The organism is Pseudomonas sp. G1002 (genome assembly GCF_013385455.1).
Classification (GTDB): domain Bacteria; phylum Pseudomonadota; class Gammaproteobacteria; order Pseudomonadales; family Pseudomonadaceae; genus Aquipseudomonas.
This window is the reverse complement of sequence record NZ_JACAPY010000023.1, coordinates 76,837-94,209: the sequence shown is the minus strand read 5'-3', so window position 1 is coordinate 94,209 and position 17,373 is coordinate 76,837. Positions and strand designations below refer to the sequence as shown.

The following is a 17,373-nucleotide window of genomic DNA, read 5'->3' as shown; positions in this document are numbered from 1 at the left end:
CTCACACTAGCGCGTTACGTTTTGCCATCTCGATAAGTTCTACCAAGGATTTGGCTTTCAGTTTTTGCATGAGCCTTTTTTTGTAAGTGCTGACGGTCTTGTTGCTGAGAAACATGCCCTTGGCGATTTCCTTGTTTGTCCGGCCTTGGGCAAAAAGTTGTAATACCATGAGTTCACGATCGTTGACGACTTTGAAGAGTTCAAGCTCTTCATTGTTATCCGTTTCGTTAGTGCTGCCGTTAAGGGCCTGGCTCGGGAAGTAGTTGTAACCTGACAAGACTGCCCTGATGGCACTGAGCAGTTCGCTCAAGTCACCTTCCTTGCACACATAGCCATCCGCGCCGGAGCGCATGCACCGGGTAGCAAAGAGCTTGGGGGTCTGGGCAGTGAGTATCAACGTCTTGGTCGGCGTACTCATTGCGTTGAACCGGCACAGCACTTCCAGGCCATCGAGTTTCGGAATGCCGATATCAAGGATAATCAGGTCAGGCTGACACTCCTTGACCATTTGTATCGCATCACAACCGTTATCGGCTTCTCCCACTACTTTATAACCTTCGTGTTCTAACAACATCCGAATGGCAAGTCGGATGACGGGGTGGTCGTCAATAATAAAAACTGAGTTCATGATCAAATTCCATACAGGCGCAAATAAAGTCGGCACATTAGCTCACATGGCAATGAAGGAGGATGAACTTGATGTGGAACAAACGTAAAACAAGAATAATCCTACATCAAAAAAAGCAAGGGATTACGCTCTGTGAGGTGTTTGTTGTTTGGGTGTAAGAGTTTTGCGTGGGTGGAATTTAAAAGTAACTGGTCGTGAGAGCGCAGCGTTATAAAGAGGCGTTTTCGGATTGCCCGGGTGTTTAACTTCCTACTTTTCTGTTGAACGAGTAAGGCGTGATTGGCGTATGAGTTCATTCAGCTCAAGGTGGCTTAACGGCTTCGACAAATAGCCAAGTAATGGAAAGTTGCGTCGGGATGCCTGGGCCATCAGGTGTTCCAGTTCATTGACGGGCAGGCCGCTGAGCAATATCGCGGACCTTATAAAGCCTCTGCGGTTGGCAATTTCAATCAACTCCAGCCCGGGCAAGTCGGGCAAACATTGATCACAGAGCAGAATATCGAATGGCACGTCGGTTTGTGTCATCAGCCGCATTGCCTGTTCTGCATTCTCGGCCAGTGCCAGGTCGTGGTAGCCATAGTTTCGTAGCAGGCATTGGGTGGCCAGCAATTGAAAGGGGTGATCCTCCACCAACAGGATGCGAAGTTGTTCGAGCATGGTTTTTTCCATGGAATGGACAAGAGCCCTGAAGACGCTCCACCAGGGCGTGTAGTAAGAAGTTAATGGGCCCGCCAGCTATCGGGCGCAGGAGCAGGTCGAAAGACTGCGGTCAGGGCGCGCGATTATTCATCGCGGCGGGGAAGAACTTCGATCAGGCCGCTCTGTTCCGTGCGTAGGGCGATTCTTTGAAAAGTCGCCCTGGCCATCAGCCAGGGCTCCGATTTATTGCGGGCTGGAGCGGCCGGTCATCTCGCGGGCCATCTCGCTGGCGTAGCTGTCAGTCATGCCGGCGATAAAGTCGATCATGCGCAGGAAGGACGCGTGCAATGACCAGGAGGGATCCGGGGCGCTATTGCCCAACAGGTCGAGGATGCGTCGGTTCTTGAACGACGGGGTGCGACCGCCATGTTGTTCCAGGGCCGCGCCGCAGAAGGCATTCAAGAGGATTTCCAGGGTGGTGTAGGCGCCGATCTCATGCAGGGTCTTGCGCTTGTCCTGGAAAATCTTCTTGCGGGCCATGTCCTTGGCATCCAGCACGCAGCGCTTGGCCGGGCCGTGCATATGTTCCACCAGGTCCCCCGGCAGGGTGCCGGCCAGCAGCGCGTCCTGTTGTTCGACGAACGCCCGGGCCGCGGCGTTGGTCAGGTGTTCGATGGCCTTGCCTCGCAGGATCGCCAGCTTGCGTCGCCGGGAATCCAGCGGGCCGAGTTGCCGATAGGTTTGCGGCAAGTCGTCGCCCACCAGGTCCAGCAGCAGTGACTCGACCTCGGCGTATTCCAGCAGCTCCATTTCCAGGCCGTCTTCGAGGTCGATCAACGCGTAGCAGATATCGTCGGCCGCCTCCATCAGGTACACCAGCGGGTGCCGGGCCCAGCGTTGTTCTTCCAACTGCGGCAAGCCGAGCTTCTGGGCGATCTGCTCCAGGATCGGCAGTTCGCTCTGGTAGCAGCCGAACTTGTGTTTCTTGTAGCCCAGGGAGTCGGCGTGGCGGGCGGTCCAGGGGTATTTCAGGTAGGTGCCCAAGGTGGCGTAGGTCAGGCGGGTGCCACCATCAAACTGGTGGTATTCCAGTTGCGTGAGTACCCGGAAGCCCTGGGCATTGCCTTCGAAATTGAGGAAGTCATTGCGTTCGGCGCTGCTCATGTCATCCAGCCAGCCACGGCCTGAAGCTTGCTGGAACCAGTGCCGGATCGCGTCCTCGCCGGAATGGCCGAAGGGTGGGTTGCCGATGTCATGGGCCAGGCAGGCCGACTGCACCACCATCCCCAGGTCGCTCGGGTCGCACCAGTCGGGCAGGGCACTGCGGATGGTCTCGCCTACGCGCATGCCCAGGGATCGTCCCACGCAACTGACTTCCAGGGAGTGGGTCAGCCGGGTGTGGATGTGATCGTTGCTGGTCACCGGGTGCACTTGCGTCTTGCGGCCCAGGCGGCGAAACGCACCGGAAAAGATGATGCGGTCATGGTCTTTGTGAAACGGACTGCGCCCCAGTTCTTCCGGGCTGTGCAGGGGTTTTCCAAGGCGTTCGCGGGTAAGCAGGGTGGGCCAATCCAAGGCGGGTACTCTCCGTGCGGTGAATGACGGCTCCCAGCTTCCCGGTTCAGCCAGGCCTTCGCAAGCGAAAAACTACAGGCCGGCGGCGTCGATATCGATTAACAGCAGGCGCTGACCATTATCAAAGAATTGTCCGGCAGTCAGGCAGTACTGGTTGGTCGTGGCATCGCGATAGGTTGAGGACAGGGTCAGCCGCCGCTCCTCCCAACCTTCGGCCAGCAAATGATAAAAATACGGACGCCATGACCAGTTGTGGCCCAGGTAGCGGCTGTCGGCTTGCCAGGCGCCCTGGTGCCATTCGAAGTTGGGTGTCAGTTGCGTGCCATGCCGGTCGCACTGGTAAAAACGCAGCAGCCAGGGAAACGCCGGCAATTGCGGCAGGTGGCTCAGCGGTGCGCGGGTGTGGGCCCAGGTTTGCAGGATCTGCATCAGCTCCGCCAGTTGCTGGCGCAGTTGCATGATCCGGCCACGTTCGGCGAGCTTCTGTTGGACATAGCCGGTGCGCAGCTGGGCGAAGCGCGGCACGAATGCGTCGGTGTCGAACCAGTCCAGTTGGGCCTGGGCGAACAGGTAGCCCTGGACATAACGCGAACCGCATTCCAGGGCGAAATTCAGTTGGGCCTCGGTTTCCACCCCTTCGGCGATGATCCAGCAGCCGGTTTTTTCCGCCATTTGCGCCAGTGCCCGTACCACCTCACCGCTCGGGCCACCGCGGGCCGCGGCCTGGAACAGGCGCATGTCCAGCTTGAGAATGTCCGGCTGCAAGGCCAGCACCCGGTCCAGCTGCGAATAGCCGGCGCCGAAGTCATCAATGGCAATCCGCGCGCCGGCCTCGCGGTAGCGCTCGACGACTTCGGCCAGGCGCAGGATATCGCCGCCCAGTTCAGTGATCTCGAACACGATGCGGCGCGGGTCGACGTTATGCAGTTGCAATTGCTTCAGGCTCGGCAGCGCCTGGCCCGGGCGCAGGCGGGTGATCCAGCGTGGCGAGATATTCAGGCTGAGGAACCACTCCTGCGGGGCTTCATGCAGGCGGCTCAGGGCATTGTCACGGATCTGCCGGTCCAGGCGGCGCAAGGCCACCGAGGGCGTGCGCGGGTCGGCGAACAGCGGACCCACCGAGTGCAGTTGGCCATTCGCCTGGCGTAGGCGGCCCAGGGCTTCTACGCCGGCGATGCGGCCGGTGGCGGTGTCGATGAATGGCTGGAAGCAGGCGAGCGGTTGCCCGTCGATCACGGGGCCTCCTTAAAAGACCGGAAATAAAAAAGGCCCGGCCCTCAATGGAGAGGGCCGGGCCTGATCTGTTTGCAAGAATGCAGCCAGCACGCTCAACTTTTGCGCGAAGCACCTTGCATGGCCAGTTTGATCAGCGGGATCAGGCCGGCACCCAGCCGCACCAGGCGGGTCATGGTGCCGATTCCGCCACCCTTGGCGCCTTTGCCGGTGAGAAACCCCAGCAGCGTCACCACGCCCACGCCCCACAGCGGCGCGTGCTTGATGCCAAAACCGTCCTGCCAGCTCTGGCCCATGTTGCGGACCTTTTGCAGCGGCAGCATCAGTTGCTGGGACTCGTGACGGATTTCCTGGCGGTGCATTTCCATGCGCAGGCGGATCAACGCCTTGCGCATCTCCCGCCGGGAAGTGTTTTGCGGCAATTCAGTCATGCTCATGGCAGCAGGCGCTCCCGGTCGTTGGCCAGCTCTTCGAGGGTGGCGTGGAACGGCGTGGACTCATCGAACACCGCCGCCTTCAGGCGCAACCCGCAGAATGCTGCGGCCAGTATGTAGAACACACACAGGCTGATAATCCCGGTCAGGCGGTAGGTATCCCACACCAGGATCATCACCAGCGCCGACAAACCCACCAGCAACAGCAAGGCAAACACCAGCGCCAGGCCGGCGAACAGCAACAGGCTGACGGTGCGGGCTTTCTGCTCCTGCAACTCGATGCCGAACAGCTCGACATGGCTGTGCAGCAAACCCAGGACAGCCGCGCCCAGGCGCCGGGAAGTAGAACTTGGGCCCGTGGACGAGCCGGATTCGCCGATAGACATGATTAGCGCCTTGTAGCCAGCAGGCCGATCAAAAAGCCCACGCCGGCCGCAATGCCGACGGACTGCCAGGGGTTGGCCTGCACATAGTCTTCAGTGGCCGTGACCGCCGCCTGGCCGCGTTCGCGCAGGGAGTCTTCGGTCAGTTGCAGGGTTTCACGGGCCTTGAGCAGGCTTTCGTGAATCTTGCTGCGCAGCTCGTCAGCCTGGTCACCGGCGAGGATCGCCGTGTCGTCCAGCAGCTTCTCGGTATCGCTGACCAGGGTTTGAAAATCCGCCATCAGTATTTCTTGAGCAGTCTTTGCCGTTTTTCTGGCCATGGTTATCTCCGTGAGTGGCTGGTCTGTTTACTTCTGGTTTCGAGTCACCGGTGTCGGTGAAGGTTCACTGCAATTGTCTGGTACAGCTTTTGCTTTGCCTTGGTGCGCGGGCCCGGGGCCTTGCGCTGAATCCGGGCGGTTGGGGCTCAAACCCTGAAAAACCTTACCCTAAATAACTAAAACTCGCGGAAAAACCCTGTCGGATTCTGCCTTTTTCAATGATCGCTGCGCCAAAGCGGTTCACGGCCTCAAACGAGGGTCGGACCGCTGGTGCCAATTTAGTGCGCATCATGAAGGTCATGAACTGCTTTGGTGCTTTTTCCTGCATGTGCAGGCCTGCCATCCTCCATGGAAAATTTGCAAAGCGCGGTGGACACCCTCGTCCACAGCTCCAACACGCTGTTCATTCTGATTGGTGCGGTCATGGTCCTGGCCATGCACGCCGGCTTTGCCTTCCTGGAAGTCGGCACTGTGCGCCAGAAGAACCAGGTCAATGCCCTGTCGAAGATCCTCAGCGACTTCGCGATTTCCACACTGGCCTATTTCTTTATAGGCTATTGGATCTCCTACGGCGTGACCTTCATGCAGCCGGCGGCGGTGATCAGCGCCGACCACGGCTACGGCCTGGTGAAGTTCTTCTTCCTGCTGACCTTCGCGGCGGCGATCCCGGCGATCATTTCCGGGGGGATCGCCGAGCGTGCACGGTTTGTTCCGCAACTGTGTGCCACTGCGTTGATCGTAGCCTTCATCTACCCGTTTTTCGAAGGCATGGTGTGGAACGGCAACTACGGCCTGCAAGCCTGGTTGCTGGCCACCTTCGGCGCCAGCTTCCATGACTTTGCCGGCAGCGTCGTGGTGCACGCCATGGGCGGCTGGCTGGCGCTGGCGGCGGTGCTGTTGCTGGGGCCAAGGCAGGGGCGTTATCGGGAAGGGCGCCTGGTGGCGTTCGCGCCGTCGAGCATTCCATTCCTCGCGTTGGGCTCGTGGATCTTGATCGTCGGCTGGTTCGGCTTCAACGTCATGAGTGCGCAAACCCTGTCCGGGGTCAGCGGGCTGGTGGCGGTCAATTCGTTGATGGCGATGGTCGGTGGCACGGTAGCGGCATTGGTGATCGGGCGTAACGATCCAGGCTTCTTGCACAACGGTCCATTGGCCGGGTTGGTGGCGATCTGTGCCGGTTCCGACCTGATGCACCCGGTGGGCGCGTTGGTGACCGGCGTGGTGGCGGGCGGCTTGTTCGTCTGGTTCTTCATTGCCGCCCAGGATCGCTGGAAGATCGACGATGTGCTGGGCGTATGGCCGTTGCATGGCCTCTGCGGCGTGTGGGGCGGGATTGCCTGCGGGATCTTCGGCCAGACCGCCCTGGGCGGTTTGGGCGGCGTCAGTCTGATCAGCCAGTTGATCGGCACCGCGCTGGGTGTGGTGGTGGCGCTGGCCGGTGGCTTCCTGGTATATGGCGTGATCAAACGCGTGCATGGCCTGCGTTTGAGTCAGGAAGAAGAGTATTACGGCGCGGATTTGTCGATCCACAAGATTGGCGCGGTCAGTCAGGATTGAGGGGCGCGTCCCCTTCGTTCTGGTTGCAGCCATGTAACAGCCGGTACCGGCTCTGGCGCACTTCATCGACACGGCCTTGCACCTGCTGCTGCGACAACCCCAGCAGGATCAACGCATGGGAGGCGAGCATCAGGCTCGACTCCAGCAACTCGGGCACCACTTCAGTGGCGCCGGCGGCTTTCAGTTCGGCCAGCTGACTGTCGTCGCGGGTGCGTACCAGGATCGGCACGGTCAGGTTGATCCGCCGCGCTTCGTTGAGCACGGCCAGGGCGACGTCGCTGTTATCCACCGCGATCACCACCAGGCGCGCACGTTCCAGGCCGACCGCACTGAGCAGGGCGCCACGGCGGCAGTCGCCGTAATGCACGGCGCTGTCTTCGGTAGACGCTTCCTGGACTCGCTCCGGGTCGTCATCAAGGGCAATGAACGCCTGTTGTTCACGGTGCAGGAAGCGCCCGATGGACTGGCCAACCCGGCCGTAGCCGCAGATCACCGCGTGGTCGCGCAGCTCGGCATTCAGGGCCGTAATCTCTTCAAGCTGTACTTGCTGGTTGGGCTTGCGGTGCAGGCGCAGGGCAATCGCGGGTGCAGCCCTGAGCAACAGCGGAGTCAATAGCATCGAGCAGAAGGTGGCAGCCAGCAGCAGGCCGCTGATGTCGGCGGGCAGCAGGCGGCTTTGCTGCATTTGCGCCATCAAGGCGAAACAGAACTCGCCACCCTGGGCCAGCGCCAGGCCGCTGCGCCAGGCGGTTTCACCGTCGCTGCCGCGCAGTTGCACCAATAGCGCGACCACACAGCCTTTGATCAACATCAGCGTGAGGGTCAGGCCGAGAATCAACAGGCTATGACTGACGAACAGTTGCAGGTCGATCAGCATGCCGATGCTGACAAAAAACAGTCCCAGCAGGATGTCGCGAAACGGCCGGATATCGGCTTCGATCTGATGGCGGTAATGGCTTTCCCCCAGCAGCATGCCGGCGAGAAACGCACCGAGTGCCGGGGACAGGCCCAGCAAGTGGGTCAGCCAGGCGGTGAGCAGTACGATCACCAGTGCCAGCAGCACGAACAACTCGGCCGAATGCGACGCCGCCACCTCACGGAACAAACGCGGCAGCAACCAGCGGCTGGCCAGCAGCAGGCCGAGGAACAGCACCACGGTTTTGCCCAGGGTCAGTGGCAATGCCCAGTACCAGGCTTGCTCGCTGTTACCGGCGAACACTGGCACGAGGGTCAGCAGCAATACGGCCACTACATCCTGGAACAGCAATACCCCAATCGCATTCTGGCCATGGCTGCTGAAGATTTCGCCGAGGCTGGTCAGCTCCTTGCTGACGATGGCGGTGGACGACAGTGCCAGTCCAGCACCGAGCAACAGCGCGGTCGTCGGCGACAGGCCGAACAGTGCCAGCAAACCGCTCAGCAGCAACCCGCAGCACAGTACCTGCAGGCTGCCCAAGCCAAACACCACCCGGCGCAGGCTGAGCATTTTGTTGAGAGAAAACTCCAGGCCCAGGGAAAACAGCAGGAACACCACACCCAGTTCGGCAAGGTCTGGCAACTCTTCGCTGTCATTGACCCAGTCGAGGGCGGTGGGGCCCACGGCCAGGCCAACACACAGATAGCCCAGCACCGGCGGCAGTTGCAGGCGACGAAACAGCGCAATCACCACCAGGGAGGAGGCCAGGATAATCAGCAGGTTGGCAAACACATGCAGCTCCATTGCAGGTATTACGGGAAAAAAGTCGCGAGAGTCGCTGAATCAGTTATACGCCATGCTGATCTGGGTCAGGCTTTTGCAGTGTCCCGACGCTGTTAGAATAGGTGCCTGATTCTTCTCGGACCCTTTGCCATGCTTCCTGAATGTCAGTTGTTCGGCACCCTGGGCTGCCATCTGTGTGAGTTTGCCGAAGCCGAAATCATGCCGTTGGTCGAACACGGCCTGCTGGTGGAGTTGGTGGATATCGCCGATTCCGAAGCCTTGTTCGAGGCCTACGGCCTGCGGATTCCGGTGCTGCGCCGGGTAGACACGGGCGCGGAGCTGGAGTGGCCGTTCGACGAAGCGCAGGTAGTGAACTTTCTTAGCTAGCACTCGGCGATGGCGAGTTCCCGATTATTCGGTTACTGTATGTTTGTACAGCGATTGAATGAGAGGGAACGCCCGTGGTGAATGTTGAACAACTGAAAAGCAGCGTCAATCGCATGTCCGCCGACGTCGTGCGCGACGCGGTGAACGAGCTGCGCCTCGATGGCCTGGTCACGGAAGGCAAGACGCCGTTTAACAAAGTGCATTTCAACACCTGCTTTGCCGAGATCGAGGCGCTGTTCCAGCGCGCGGGTTATCACAAGCAGCTGGATGTGGTGGGTTATCAGGGCTTGCTGTATGCGCTTTACGACCCGGGCCGCTGGGAAGCGGTGGATGTGCTGCGCTGGCTCAAGGAATTCACCGAGGCGGCCAGTGCGTCACCGGTGTTGCGCGCGGAATTGGCCAAGGCCTGAATCTGTGCTGGGCCTGATCCGGCTGCATGCGGGATAATGTGCGCCTGTATGTCCACGTCTTGAGCCTGCCATGTCCGTTTTTTCCGCTGCCCAGCACCAAGCCAGCACCTTGTACCTGCCGCCAGGCGCCTGGGCCACCGTGCTGGATTGCCTGTGTGAGCACTTCCAGGCCATCAGCCGTGAGCAATGGCTGGACCGCATCGCCCGGGGCAGGGTGCTGGACATCAATGGCACCCCCATCAATCAGGACCTCGCCTACCGCGAAGGCCTGTGCATCTACTACTTTCGCGAAGTGCCGAACGAGAAAGTGATCCCGGTGCAGGAGACCATCCTCTACGCCGATGAACACCTGGTGGTGGCCGACAAGCCGCACTTCCTGCCGGTCACGCCTGCCGGTGAATACGTCGAGCAAACCCTGTTGCGACGCCTGATCCGTCGCCTCGACAACCCGGCGCTGGTGCCACTGCATCGCATTGATCGGCATACCGCAGGGCTGGTGTTGTTTTCGGCCAATCCCCAGACGCGCTCGGCGTATCAACAGCTGTTTCCCACGCGCAAGATCGACAAGTTCTACGAAGCCATTGCCCCGGCATTACCTGAGCTGGTCTTTCCGCTGGTGCACAAAAGCCGGCTGGTGGATGGCGAGCCGTTCTTTCGCATGCAGGAAGGCGAGGGGGCGAGCAACACAGAGACGGCGGTCGAGGTGCGGGAAAAGAATGGCGACCTGTGGCGCTATGGCCTGTTTCCGGTGACCGGCAAGAAGCATCAGTTGCGGGTGCACATGACGGCCCTGGGCGCGAGTATCTGCAACGATCCGTTCTACCCCGACGTCATCAAGGATGCCGAGGACGACTACGCCAACCCGCTCAAGCTGCTGGCCCAGGGGGTGCGTTTCATCGACCCGGTCACCGGCCTTGAGCGCGACTTTCGCAGCGCGATCAGCCTGGCCTGGTAAACCCCAGGAACGAAAAAGCCCGCATTACGCGGGCTTTTCGTATCTGGCGTTAAGACTTACAGGTCTTTAACGGTGCGAACCTGATCCTTGTTGATCTGGGTGCGCTTGCCATCCAGCTGTTCGAATTCGTAGAAGCCGGTGGACTTGTCGAATTTAGGAGTGTCGACGGCCTGGATTTCGCGACCGTCATTCAGGGTGATCACTGTCGGCGAGGCGCAACCGGCAAGGGTAGCGAGGCCCAGTGCAAGCATGAGAGCGGCGATGGTCCGTTGAGTCATGAGTTTGTCTCCGAGAGAATGCTTTGTTGAGTACTGACCTTGTGACGTGTGCAACGTCGGCAAAGTTCCTTGTTCGACGCTCATTCTGACACGCTGGGCGGGCGGTGCAACAACTCCGGTGTATTGAGGTTGGCCAGGCGCGGATCGTCGGCGGGGCAATTCAGGGCCTTGGCCCCCAGCGCCTGCATGATCTGGCGCGGGCTGCGCTCGCCGGCTGCCCAGGCCCGTTCGAAGGGCTCGCGCAGCGAAGTGGGGATCACGCAGAGCAGCGGTTCCCAGAAATCGCCGTGGCGCACCATCACCGGCAGCAACGGGTTTTGCTGCGCCGTGCTGCGCAGGTCGGCGAGCAATCGTGCATCGATCTGCGGCACATCGCACGGCAATACCAGCAGATGCCCATGCTGCGCCACCGCCAGTCCTGCGCGAATGCCGGCCAGTGGCCCGGGAAAGTCGGGGCTGTCATCGCCGACCAATTGATCGGCGTAGGCCGCGTACTGCGCCTGGTTGCGATTGCAGGAGATGATCAGGTCGTCGGTCAACGGCCGCACCAGGCGATGCAGGTGCGCGATCAGCGGCTGCCCGTGCCAGTCCAGCAAACCCTTGTCGAGGCCGCCCATGCGCTGGCCACGGCCGCCGGCCAGCAAAAGGATCGAGCAGGGCAGTGGGGAAGAATGGCTTGGCATGACGGCTCCTGCGGGCAGTGAAATGGGGGGCTGTGATATAACATCGGGCTGTTCCTTCGACAACCGGACCGAGCCATGAAAGCCAAGGCTGATGTGCCCTTTGTACCCCTGAATATCGCTGTATTGACGGTCAGCGACACCCGCACCCTGGAAACCGACACCTCGGGCCAGGTCTTCGTCGACCGCCTGACCGCCGCCGGTCACCTGCTGGCCGAGCGAGTTTTGCTTAAAGATGATCTGTACAAAATCCGTGCGCAAGTGGCGCACTGGATTGCCGAAGACGTGGTGCAGGTGGTGTTGGTCACCGGCGGCACCGGCTTCACCGGCCGCGACAGCACCCCGGAAGCGGTGAGCTGCCTGCTGGATAAACAGGTGGATGGTTTCGGCGAACTGTTCCGGCAAATCTCCGTGGCCGATATCGGCACCTCCACCGTGCAATCCCGTGCCCTGGCCGGCCTGGCCAACGGCACACTGGTGTGCTGCCTGCCGGGCTCCACCAACGCGGTGCGCACCGGTTGGGACGGGATTCTCGCCGAGCAATTGGATAACCGTCACCGCCCGTGCAACTTCGTCCCGCATTTGAAACAGGCCGAGCCCTGTGAATCCCGTGGGTAAGCCGGGCAAGACCGGCGCGTTGATGGCGGTGGAAGACGCCCTCGAACAATTGCTGGCGATGGCCGAGGCAGCGCCGATTCGCGAGCCGGAAACGTTGGCGCTGGCCGAGTGTGATGGTCGGGTGCTGGCCCAGGCGTTGATCTCCACGCTGGACTTGCCGCCCTGGCCCAACAGCGCCATGGACGGATACGCCCTGCGCCTGGCGGACTGGACCGGTGAGCCACTGGTAGTCAGCCAGCGCATTTTTGCGGGCACGGCACCCGAGCCCTTGGCTGCCGGTACCTGCGCGCGGATCTTCACCGGAGCCCCGGTACCGGAGGGCGCGGACTGCGTCGAGATGCAGGAAAACGCCGTGGTCCATGCCGATCAGCGGGTGAGCTTCACCGAAGCGTTGCAGGTGGATCAAAACATCCGTCCCCAAGGCCAGGAAACCACGGTGGGCGAGTGGGTGTTGCCAGCAGGTACACGCCTGGGCCCGATCGAGTTGGGCCTGGCGGCTTCACTGGGTCGTGATCGGCTGGAGGTGGTACGACGCGCCCGCGTGGCTGTGCTGTCCACCGGCGACGAGTTGATCGAGCCGGGCCTGCCGCTGGGGCCCGGGCAGATCTACAACAGCAATCGCCGAGTGCTGTGCAGCTGGCTGGAGCGCCTGGGCTGCGAAGTGGTGGACGCCGGGATCCTGCCGGATGACCTGGAACAAACCCGCGAACGCCTGGGCGCATTGGGCTCGGTAGACCTGATTCTGTCCACCGGCGGTGTGTCGGTGGGTGAGGCGGATTTTCTCGGGATTGCGCTGCGGGAAGAAGGGGAGCTGGCGCTGTGGAAGCTGGCGATCAAGCCGGGCAAGCCGCTGACGTTCGGGCATTTCCGTGGTGTACCGGTGATCGGTTTGCCGGGCAATCCGGCGTCGACGCTGGTGACCTTTGCCTTGCTGGCGCGGCCTTACCTGTTGCGCCGCCAGGGCGTGGAAGACGTGCAGCCGCTGCGCATTGAAGTGCCCGTGGGATTTGTCTGGCCCAAGCCGGGGAATCGCCGCGAGTATTTGCGCGGGCGGCTGGAGCAGGGCAAGGCGATCATCTACCGCAACCAGAGCTCGGGTGTGCTGCGTAGCGCGGCGTGGGCCGAAGGTTTGGTAGAAGTGCTGGAGGGGACGACGCTGGAGATCGGTGACCGGGTCAACTTCATTCCGCTGAGTGAAGTGTTGAACTGAGCCCGATCTATCAAACAATGAAGATCAAAATGTGGGAGCGGGCTTGCTCGCGAAAGCGGTGGATCAGTCACCAGATGTATTGACTGACCCTCTGCATTCGCGAGCAAGCCCGGCTCCCACAGTTGATTGGTGTCAGCCTGCCGGTTACGGCAAGTCGCGACTCGCGTAAAACGCACTCAACACCTTCACCAGGTGCGCCAGGTCGTGGCTGCCGCACAGCTCGCGAATCGAGTGCATCGCAAACGTCGGCAAGCCGATATCCACGGTGCGCACGCCCAGGTGGCTGGCGGTGATCGGGCCGATGGTCGAGCCGCAACCCATGTCGCTGCGTACCACAAAGCTTTGCACCGGCACTTCTTCGGCCATGCACAGGTGGCGGAAGAACCCGGCGGTTTCGCTGTTGGTGGCGTAGCGCTGGTTGCTGTTGACCTTGATCACCGGGCCGGCATTGAGTTTCGGGCCGTGGTTGGCGTCGTGCTTCTCGGCGTAGTTGGGGTGCACGCCGTGGGCGTTGTCGGCAGACACCAGCAGCGACTTCTGGATAGTGCGTACGAATTCATCACCCTCGGGCAGCAGGCGGCGCAGGGTCTGCTCCAGCATCGGGCCGTCGGCACCGCAGGCGGAGCACGAGCCGACTTCTTCGTGGTCGTTGCATACCAGCACGCAGGTTTCATCGGTTTCGGCGGTGAGCAGGGCTTGCAGGCCGGCGTAGCACGACAGCAGGTTGTCGAGGCGGGCACCGGCGATAAAGTCGCCATTGAGGCCGATCACGGCCGCGCTCTGGGTGTCGTAGAAGCTCAGCTCATAGTCGAGCACCACATCGGCGTTCAACCCGTGTTCACGAGCCAGTTGCTCGGTCAGCACTGCGCGGAAGTCCACGCGCTCGTCACCGGCGAACTGCGCAAGGATCGGCGGCAGTTCGGTCTGGGCATTGATCGCCCAACCCTGGTTGGCTTCACGGTTCAGGTGAATGGCCAGGTTGGGGATGATCGCGATGGGCAGCTTGAAGTCGATCAGCTGGCTTTCGACCTTGCCGTCGCGGCGGAAAGTGACGCGGCCGGCCAGGGACAGATCGCGGTCGAACCACGGCGCCAGCAGCGCGCCGCCGTACACTTCCACACCCAGTTGCCAGAAGCCCTGGCGTTGCAGTTCAGGCTGTGGCTTGACCCGCAGGCACGGGCTGTCGGTGTGGGCGCCGACCAGGCGGATGCCGCCTTGCAGGGGCGAGTGGCGGCCGAGCTTGAAGGCGATGATCGAGGAGTCGTTGCGGGTCACGTAGTAGCGCCCGTTGGCCTCGGTGGTCCAGGTCTCGCGCTCGTCAAGACGCTGGAAACCGGCCGCTTCCAGGCGCTGTGCAAGGGCGGCGGTGGCATGGAACGGGGTAGGGGAGGCCTTGAGGAAGTCGATCAGGCCTTGGTTCAACTCTTCGCGCATAAGTAGCTCCAGACAGCAATGGCGCGAGTTTACCGTCCGACGGGATAAGTGCACAGAACAAATGTGGGAGCGGGCTTGCTCGCGAATGCGGTGTGTCAGTCGCCGAATGAGCTAACTGATCCACCGCATTCGCGAGCAAGCCCGCTCCCACATTTTAATTGCGTTTGCAGCTTAAAACGGCGCGGGGCACTCGAAGCGCAGACGCTCGCCGCTCTGGGGATGGGTGAAGCTCAGCATGCTGGCGTGCAGGCACAGCCGTGGCCAGGCAGCCAAGGCCTGTTCGTGGGCATACAAGCCATCGCCCAGCAACGGATGCCCGATGGACAGCATATGCACGCGCAGTTGATGGGAGCGGCCGGTGATCGGCGTCAGCTCAACCCGGCACCAGTCGCCGCAACGCTCCAGGACTTTCCAGAAGGTCAGCGCGTTCTTGCCGAACTCGTGGTCCACCACGTGCCGTGGCTTGGTCGGTGGGTCGTAGCGCAAGGGCAAGTCGATGCTGCCGCTGTCCAGTTCCGGTTGGCCCCAGCAGAGTGCGGTGTAGGCCTTTTCGGTTTCCCGGTCATGAAACTGGCGGGACAGTTCACGGTGGGTATCCGCGTCTCGGGCCAGCAGGATGATCCCGGACGTTTCCCAGTCCAGGCGATGGACGATGCGGGCTTCAGGGTAGCCGTTTTCCTGCAGGCGGGTGATCAGGCAGTCCTTGTTGTCGTCGGCGCGACCGGGCACCGAGAGCAGCAGGGTAGGCTTGTTCACCACCAGGACAGCAGCGTCCTGATGAAGGATATGGACATTGGACAACGGCATTAAAACAGCCTCGTAACAAACGCCAACGGCGGCTCGCTCACCCGGCCCCGTGAGGGGAGCCAGGTAACCGAGCCGCCGTGGCGACCGCCTTTTCGATCAACGATCAGGCAGGGTGATATTGAGTTCCAGAATCGAGCAGCTGCCGTCATTTTCCAGGGCGACATGCACGTCATCGTTACCGATGTTGACGTACTTGCGGATCACTTCCACCAGTTCCTTCTGCAGGGCTGGCAGGTAATCCGGGGTGCTGCGTTGGCCGCGTTCGTGCGCCACGATGATCTGTAGACGCTCTTTCGCTACCGACGCGGTACTTGGCTTTTTGTTGGCGCGAAAGAAGTCGAGAAATTTCATTGTTTAGTTGCCTCCAAAGATACGCTCGAAGAATCCCTTCTTCTTAACATCGAGGAAGCGATGTTCCACGGTCTTGCCCAGCAAGCGATCTACCGCATCGCTGTACGCCTGGCCGGCGTCGCTCTGGTCGTCAAGAATCACCGGCACACCTTGGTTGGATGCCTTCAGGACGGCCTGGGATTCCGGGATCACACCCAGCAGGGTCACGGCGAGGATTTCCTTCACGTCTTCAACGCCGAGCATTTCGCCATTGCTGACGCGCTCAGGGTTGTAGCGGGTCAGCAGCAGGTGTTCCTTGATCGGATCTTCACCTTTCTCGGCGCGCTGGGACTTGCTGGCCAGCAGGCCGAGCATGCGGTCCGAGTCACGTACCGAGGAGACTTCAGGGTTGGTCACGACGATGGCTTCGTCGGCGAAGTACATCGCCAGGTGAGCACCGGTCTCGATACCCGCCGGGGAATCGCACACCACGTATTCGAAGGTTTCCTTCAGTTCGGCGAGGACCTTGCCCACGCCTTCCTTGGTCAGCGCGTCTTTGTCGCGGGTCTGGCTGGCGGCCAGTACATACAGGTTCTCAAGGCGCTTGTCCTTGATCAGGGCCTGTTGCAGGTTGGCTTCGCCATTGACGACGTTGACGAAGTCGTAAACCACGCGGCGTTCACAGCCCATGATCAGGTCGAGGTTACGCAAGCCGACGTCGAAGTCGACGATAACTGTCTTGTGGCCGCGCAGAGCGAGGCCGGTACCGATAGCGGCGCTGGTGGTGGTCTTACCCACACCACCCTTGCCGGATGTAACCACGAGAATCTTGGCCAAGGTGTTTCACCCCTAAGGAAAAAGGACTTTTTAGTCCCTGAAAAACATCTCTTGTCACTCGCTGCAGGCGGGCAGCTCTTGTAGGAGAAAGCACGGTTTGCCTGGGCAAACCCCACCTTAAAATTATTCCTACACAAGTTTTGCCGTTTTCGCTGTGCTATCAGAGTCCAGAGATGCTTGGAAAATGCGGCAGTATCCGTTAAAGACGAACGATGTTCAACACATCGCCCGACAGGCTGACTTGTACCCCGGCCCCCCACAGCGGATCGCGGCGCAAATCTTCCGAAACCTTGTACTGGCCTGCGATGGACACTAGCTCAGCGGTCAACTGCTGGCAAAAAATACGGGCCTTGGTGTCACCTTTTATGCCGGCCAGGGCACGACCACGCATGGGGCCGTATACATGGATGTTTCCATCGGCGAGAAGTTCCGCCCCCGGGCTGACCGGGGCGATGACGACAAGGTCGCCACCCTGGGCGTAAATCTGCTGCCCGCCCCGTACGGGAGAGGTGATGATCTTTGTCGGCTTGATCGTCGGCTCCGGCGGTTTCTCCGGTTTTTTCTTCTCTTCGCCGACCAACGGGTCGAGCGGACGCTCGCGGGCACCCGACGGCGGCAGTACTGGCAGTTCAATAGCGATTGCCGCGGCGATGTCTTCGATCCGGCTGGCACGGATCGCCAGGGTGCGCAGGCCATGCTGGCGGCACACGCGCATCAGCCCGGGCAGGTCGACCGCGCCTTGGCCGGCCGGGAGCTTGTCCAGGGCCAGCACCAGCGGTGCATTGTTGAAGAAGTTCGGCGCCAGGGCGACCTTGGCGGCGAGCTGGCGGTCCAGGGCATCAAGGTCGTTGCGGGCCAGTTCCAGCACGGTAATGGCGAGCATGCTGCCTTTCAACTGGAACACGGGATCTTGGTCTAGCGGTTCGGTTTGGCTCATGGTCGGCAAAGCGGCTTGTCAC

Annotated in this window: 21 protein-coding genes; 6 read left to right on the top strand and 15 right to left on the bottom strand. The window is 61.0% G+C overall.

Annotated features, from left to right (window positions below; genetic code table 11):
- Position 1 precedes the first annotated feature (1 nt).
- From HX801_RS12210 to HX801_RS12180, 7 genes are all read right to left on the bottom strand, one after another.
- Complete coding sequence (locus HX801_RS12210) at positions 2–628, bottom strand: response regulator transcription factor (protein WP_003209072.1); 627 nt, start codon at positions 626–628, stop codon at positions 2–4.
- A 249-nt stretch (positions 629–877) separates the two neighbouring features.
- Entirely contained in the window at positions 878–1,285 is a 408-nt protein-coding gene (locus HX801_RS12205) for a response regulator (RefSeq protein ID WP_003209073.1), read from the bottom strand.
- Positions 1,286–1,510: 225 nt separating this feature from the next.
- Positions 1,511–2,842 carry a deoxyguanosinetriphosphate triphosphohydrolase gene (locus HX801_RS12200; RefSeq protein WP_003209075.1) on the bottom strand — a complete coding sequence of 444 codons (1,332 nt, stop codon included), beginning with the start codon at positions 2,840–2,842 and terminating at the stop codon, positions 1,511–1,513.
- A gap of 72 nt (positions 2,843–2,914) precedes the next feature.
- A complete protein-coding gene (locus tag HX801_RS12195) occupies positions 2,915–4,078 on the bottom strand; it encodes an EAL domain-containing protein (protein WP_177022166.1) in 1,164 nt (387 codons plus the stop codon).
- 92 nt (positions 4,079–4,170) lie between these two features.
- On the bottom strand, positions 4,171–4,512 hold the full coding sequence (locus tag HX801_RS12190; protein WP_008432159.1) for a hypothetical protein: 342 nt from the start codon (positions 4,510–4,512) through the stop codon (positions 4,171–4,173).
- Positions 4,509–4,895, bottom strand: coding sequence for a phage holin family protein (locus HX801_RS12185; protein WP_003209078.1), 387 nt, complete (start codon positions 4,893–4,895; stop codon positions 4,509–4,511). Before HX801_RS12185 ends, HX801_RS12190 begins: the two co-directional genes overlap by 4 nt.
- Before the next feature lie 2 nt (positions 4,896–4,897).
- Positions 4,898–5,212: a YqjD family protein gene (locus HX801_RS12180; protein ID WP_003209080.1), complete on the bottom strand. Its 315-nt coding sequence runs from the start codon at positions 5,210–5,212 to the stop codon at positions 4,898–4,900.
- Positions 5,213–5,560: 348 nt separating this feature from the next.
- On the opposite strand from HX801_RS12180, the gene HX801_RS12175 reads away from it, so the two are divergent.
- On the top strand, positions 5,561–6,769 hold the full coding sequence (locus HX801_RS12175) for an ammonium transporter (RefSeq protein WP_003209083.1): 1,209 nt from the start codon (positions 5,561–5,563) through the stop codon (positions 6,767–6,769).
- Here HX801_RS12175 and HX801_RS12170 read toward each other — a convergent pair.
- Entirely contained in the window at positions 6,756–8,477 is a 1,722-nt protein-coding gene (locus tag HX801_RS12170) for a monovalent cation:proton antiporter-2 (CPA2) family protein (RefSeq protein ID WP_177022165.1), read from the bottom strand. The two genes, HX801_RS12175 and HX801_RS12170, sit on opposite strands and share 14 nt — an antisense overlap.
- Positions 8,478–8,618: 141 nt before the next feature.
- Here HX801_RS12170 and HX801_RS12165 point away from each other — a divergent pair, with 141 nt between their 5' ends.
- The 3 genes from HX801_RS12165 to HX801_RS12155 all read left to right on the top strand — a co-directional run bounded on the left by HX801_RS12165 (position 8,619) and on the right by HX801_RS12155 (position 10,220).
- Positions 8,619–8,855 carry a glutaredoxin family protein gene (locus HX801_RS12165; protein WP_177022164.1) on the top strand — a complete coding sequence of 79 codons (237 nt, stop codon included), beginning with the start codon at positions 8,619–8,621 and terminating at the stop codon, positions 8,853–8,855.
- Between the two features lie 74 nt (positions 8,856–8,929).
- Entirely contained in the window at positions 8,930–9,265 is a 336-nt protein-coding gene (locus HX801_RS12160; RefSeq protein ID WP_003209087.1) for a hypothetical protein, read from the top strand.
- A gap of 70 nt (positions 9,266–9,335) precedes the next feature.
- On the top strand, positions 9,336–10,220 hold the full coding sequence (locus tag HX801_RS12155; RefSeq protein WP_177022163.1) for a pseudouridine synthase: 885 nt from the start codon (positions 9,336–9,338) through the stop codon (positions 10,218–10,220).
- A gap of 56 nt (positions 10,221–10,276) precedes the next feature.
- Here the strand turns inward: HX801_RS12155 and HX801_RS12150 are convergent, their stop codons facing one another.
- Entirely contained in the window at positions 10,277–10,498 is a 222-nt protein-coding gene (locus HX801_RS12150) for a YgdI/YgdR family lipoprotein (RefSeq protein WP_003209090.1), read from the bottom strand.
- An 80-nt stretch (positions 10,499–10,578) separates the two neighbouring features.
- Positions 10,579–11,181 (bottom strand): molybdenum cofactor guanylyltransferase MobA, encoded by a 603-nt coding sequence (gene mobA / locus HX801_RS12145; RefSeq protein WP_177022162.1) that lies wholly within the window; start codon positions 11,179–11,181, stop codon positions 10,579–10,581.
- A 75-nt stretch (positions 11,182–11,256) separates the two neighbouring features.
- On the opposite strand from mobA, the gene moaB reads away from it, so the two are divergent.
- Positions 11,257–11,796, top strand: a complete 540-nt coding sequence (moaB, locus tag HX801_RS12140) for a molybdenum cofactor biosynthesis protein B (protein WP_177022161.1) — start codon at positions 11,257–11,259, stop codon at positions 11,794–11,796.
- On the top strand, positions 11,780–13,006 hold the full coding sequence (glp, locus tag HX801_RS12135) for a gephyrin-like molybdotransferase Glp (protein WP_177022160.1): 1,227 nt from the start codon (positions 11,780–11,782) through the stop codon (positions 13,004–13,006). The genes moaB and glp overlap by 17 nt, the downstream gene beginning before the upstream one ends.
- A 144-nt stretch (positions 13,007–13,150) precedes the next feature.
- Here the strand turns inward: glp and HX801_RS12130 are convergent, their stop codons facing one another.
- The 5 genes from HX801_RS12130 to minC form a co-directional block, all read right to left on the bottom strand.
- Positions 13,151–14,440, bottom strand: a complete 1,290-nt coding sequence (locus tag HX801_RS12130; RefSeq protein WP_003209095.1) for a M18 family aminopeptidase — start codon at positions 14,438–14,440, stop codon at positions 13,151–13,153.
- A 171-nt stretch (positions 14,441–14,611) separates the two neighbouring features.
- On the bottom strand, positions 14,612–15,247 hold the full coding sequence (locus tag HX801_RS12125; protein WP_008432172.1) for an RluA family pseudouridine synthase: 636 nt from the start codon (positions 15,245–15,247) through the stop codon (positions 14,612–14,614).
- A gap of 96 nt (positions 15,248–15,343) precedes the next feature.
- On the bottom strand, positions 15,344–15,598 hold the full coding sequence (gene minE, locus HX801_RS12120) for a cell division topological specificity factor MinE (protein WP_003175252.1): 255 nt from the start codon (positions 15,596–15,598) through the stop codon (positions 15,344–15,346).
- Between the two features lie 3 nt (positions 15,599–15,601).
- Positions 15,602–16,414, bottom strand: a complete 813-nt coding sequence (gene minD / locus HX801_RS12115) for a septum site-determining protein MinD (protein WP_003209098.1) — start codon at positions 16,412–16,414, stop codon at positions 15,602–15,604.
- Positions 16,415–16,613: 199 nt separating this feature from the next.
- Positions 16,614–17,351 carry a septum site-determining protein MinC gene (gene minC, locus HX801_RS12110; RefSeq protein WP_003209099.1) on the bottom strand — a complete coding sequence of 246 codons (738 nt, stop codon included), beginning with the start codon at positions 17,349–17,351 and terminating at the stop codon, positions 16,614–16,616.
- Between the last annotated feature and the right edge of the window lie 22 nt (positions 17,352–17,373).

Excerpts from the sequence above, each read along its gene's own strand:
- HX801_RS12210 (WP_003209072.1), bottom strand. The coding sequence starts at position 628 with ATGAACTCAGTTTTTATTATTGACGACCACCCCGTCATCCGACTTGCC.
- HX801_RS12205 (WP_003209073.1), bottom strand. The coding sequence starts at position 1,285 with ATGCTCGAACAACTTCGCATCCTGTTGGTGGAGGATCACCCCTTTCAA.
- HX801_RS12130 (WP_003209095.1), bottom strand. The coding sequence starts at position 14,440 with ATGCGCGAAGAGTTGAACCAAGGCCTGATCGACTTCCTCAAGGCCTCC.
- HX801_RS12180 (WP_003209080.1), bottom strand. The coding sequence starts at position 5,212 with ATGGCCAGAAAAACGGCAAAGACTGCTCAAGAAATACTGATGGCGGAT.
- HX801_RS12185 (WP_003209078.1), bottom strand. The coding sequence starts at position 4,895 with ATGTCTATCGGCGAATCCGGCTCGTCCACGGGCCCAAGTTCTACTTCC.
- HX801_RS12150 (WP_003209090.1), bottom strand. The coding sequence starts at position 10,498 with ATGACTCAACGGACCATCGCCGCTCTCATGCTTGCACTGGGCCTCGCT.
- HX801_RS12165 (WP_177022164.1), top strand. The coding sequence starts at position 8,619 with ATGCTTCCTGAATGTCAGTTGTTCGGCACCCTGGGCTGCCATCTGTGT.
- HX801_RS12190 (WP_008432159.1), bottom strand. The coding sequence starts at position 4,512 with ATGAGCATGACTGAATTGCCGCAAAACACTTCCCGGCGGGAGATGCGC.
- HX801_RS12155 (WP_177022163.1), top strand. The coding sequence starts at position 9,336 with ATGTCCGTTTTTTCCGCTGCCCAGCACCAAGCCAGCACCTTGTACCTG.
- HX801_RS12125 (WP_008432172.1), bottom strand. The coding sequence starts at position 15,247 with ATGCCGTTGTCCAATGTCCATATCCTTCATCAGGACGCTGCTGTCCTG.
- mobA (WP_177022162.1), bottom strand. The coding sequence starts at position 11,181 with ATGCCAAGCCATTCTTCCCCACTGCCCTGCTCGATCCTTTTGCTGGCC.
- moaB (WP_177022161.1), top strand. The coding sequence starts at position 11,257 with ATGAAAGCCAAGGCTGATGTGCCCTTTGTACCCCTGAATATCGCTGTA.
- HX801_RS12175 (WP_003209083.1), top strand. The coding sequence starts at position 5,561 with ATGGAAAATTTGCAAAGCGCGGTGGACACCCTCGTCCACAGCTCCAAC.
- minE (WP_003175252.1), bottom strand. The coding sequence starts at position 15,598 with ATGAAATTTCTCGACTTCTTTCGCGCCAACAAAAAGCCAAGTACCGCG.
- minC (WP_003209099.1), bottom strand. The coding sequence starts at position 17,351 with ATGAGCCAAACCGAACCGCTAGACCAAGATCCCGTGTTCCAGTTGAAA.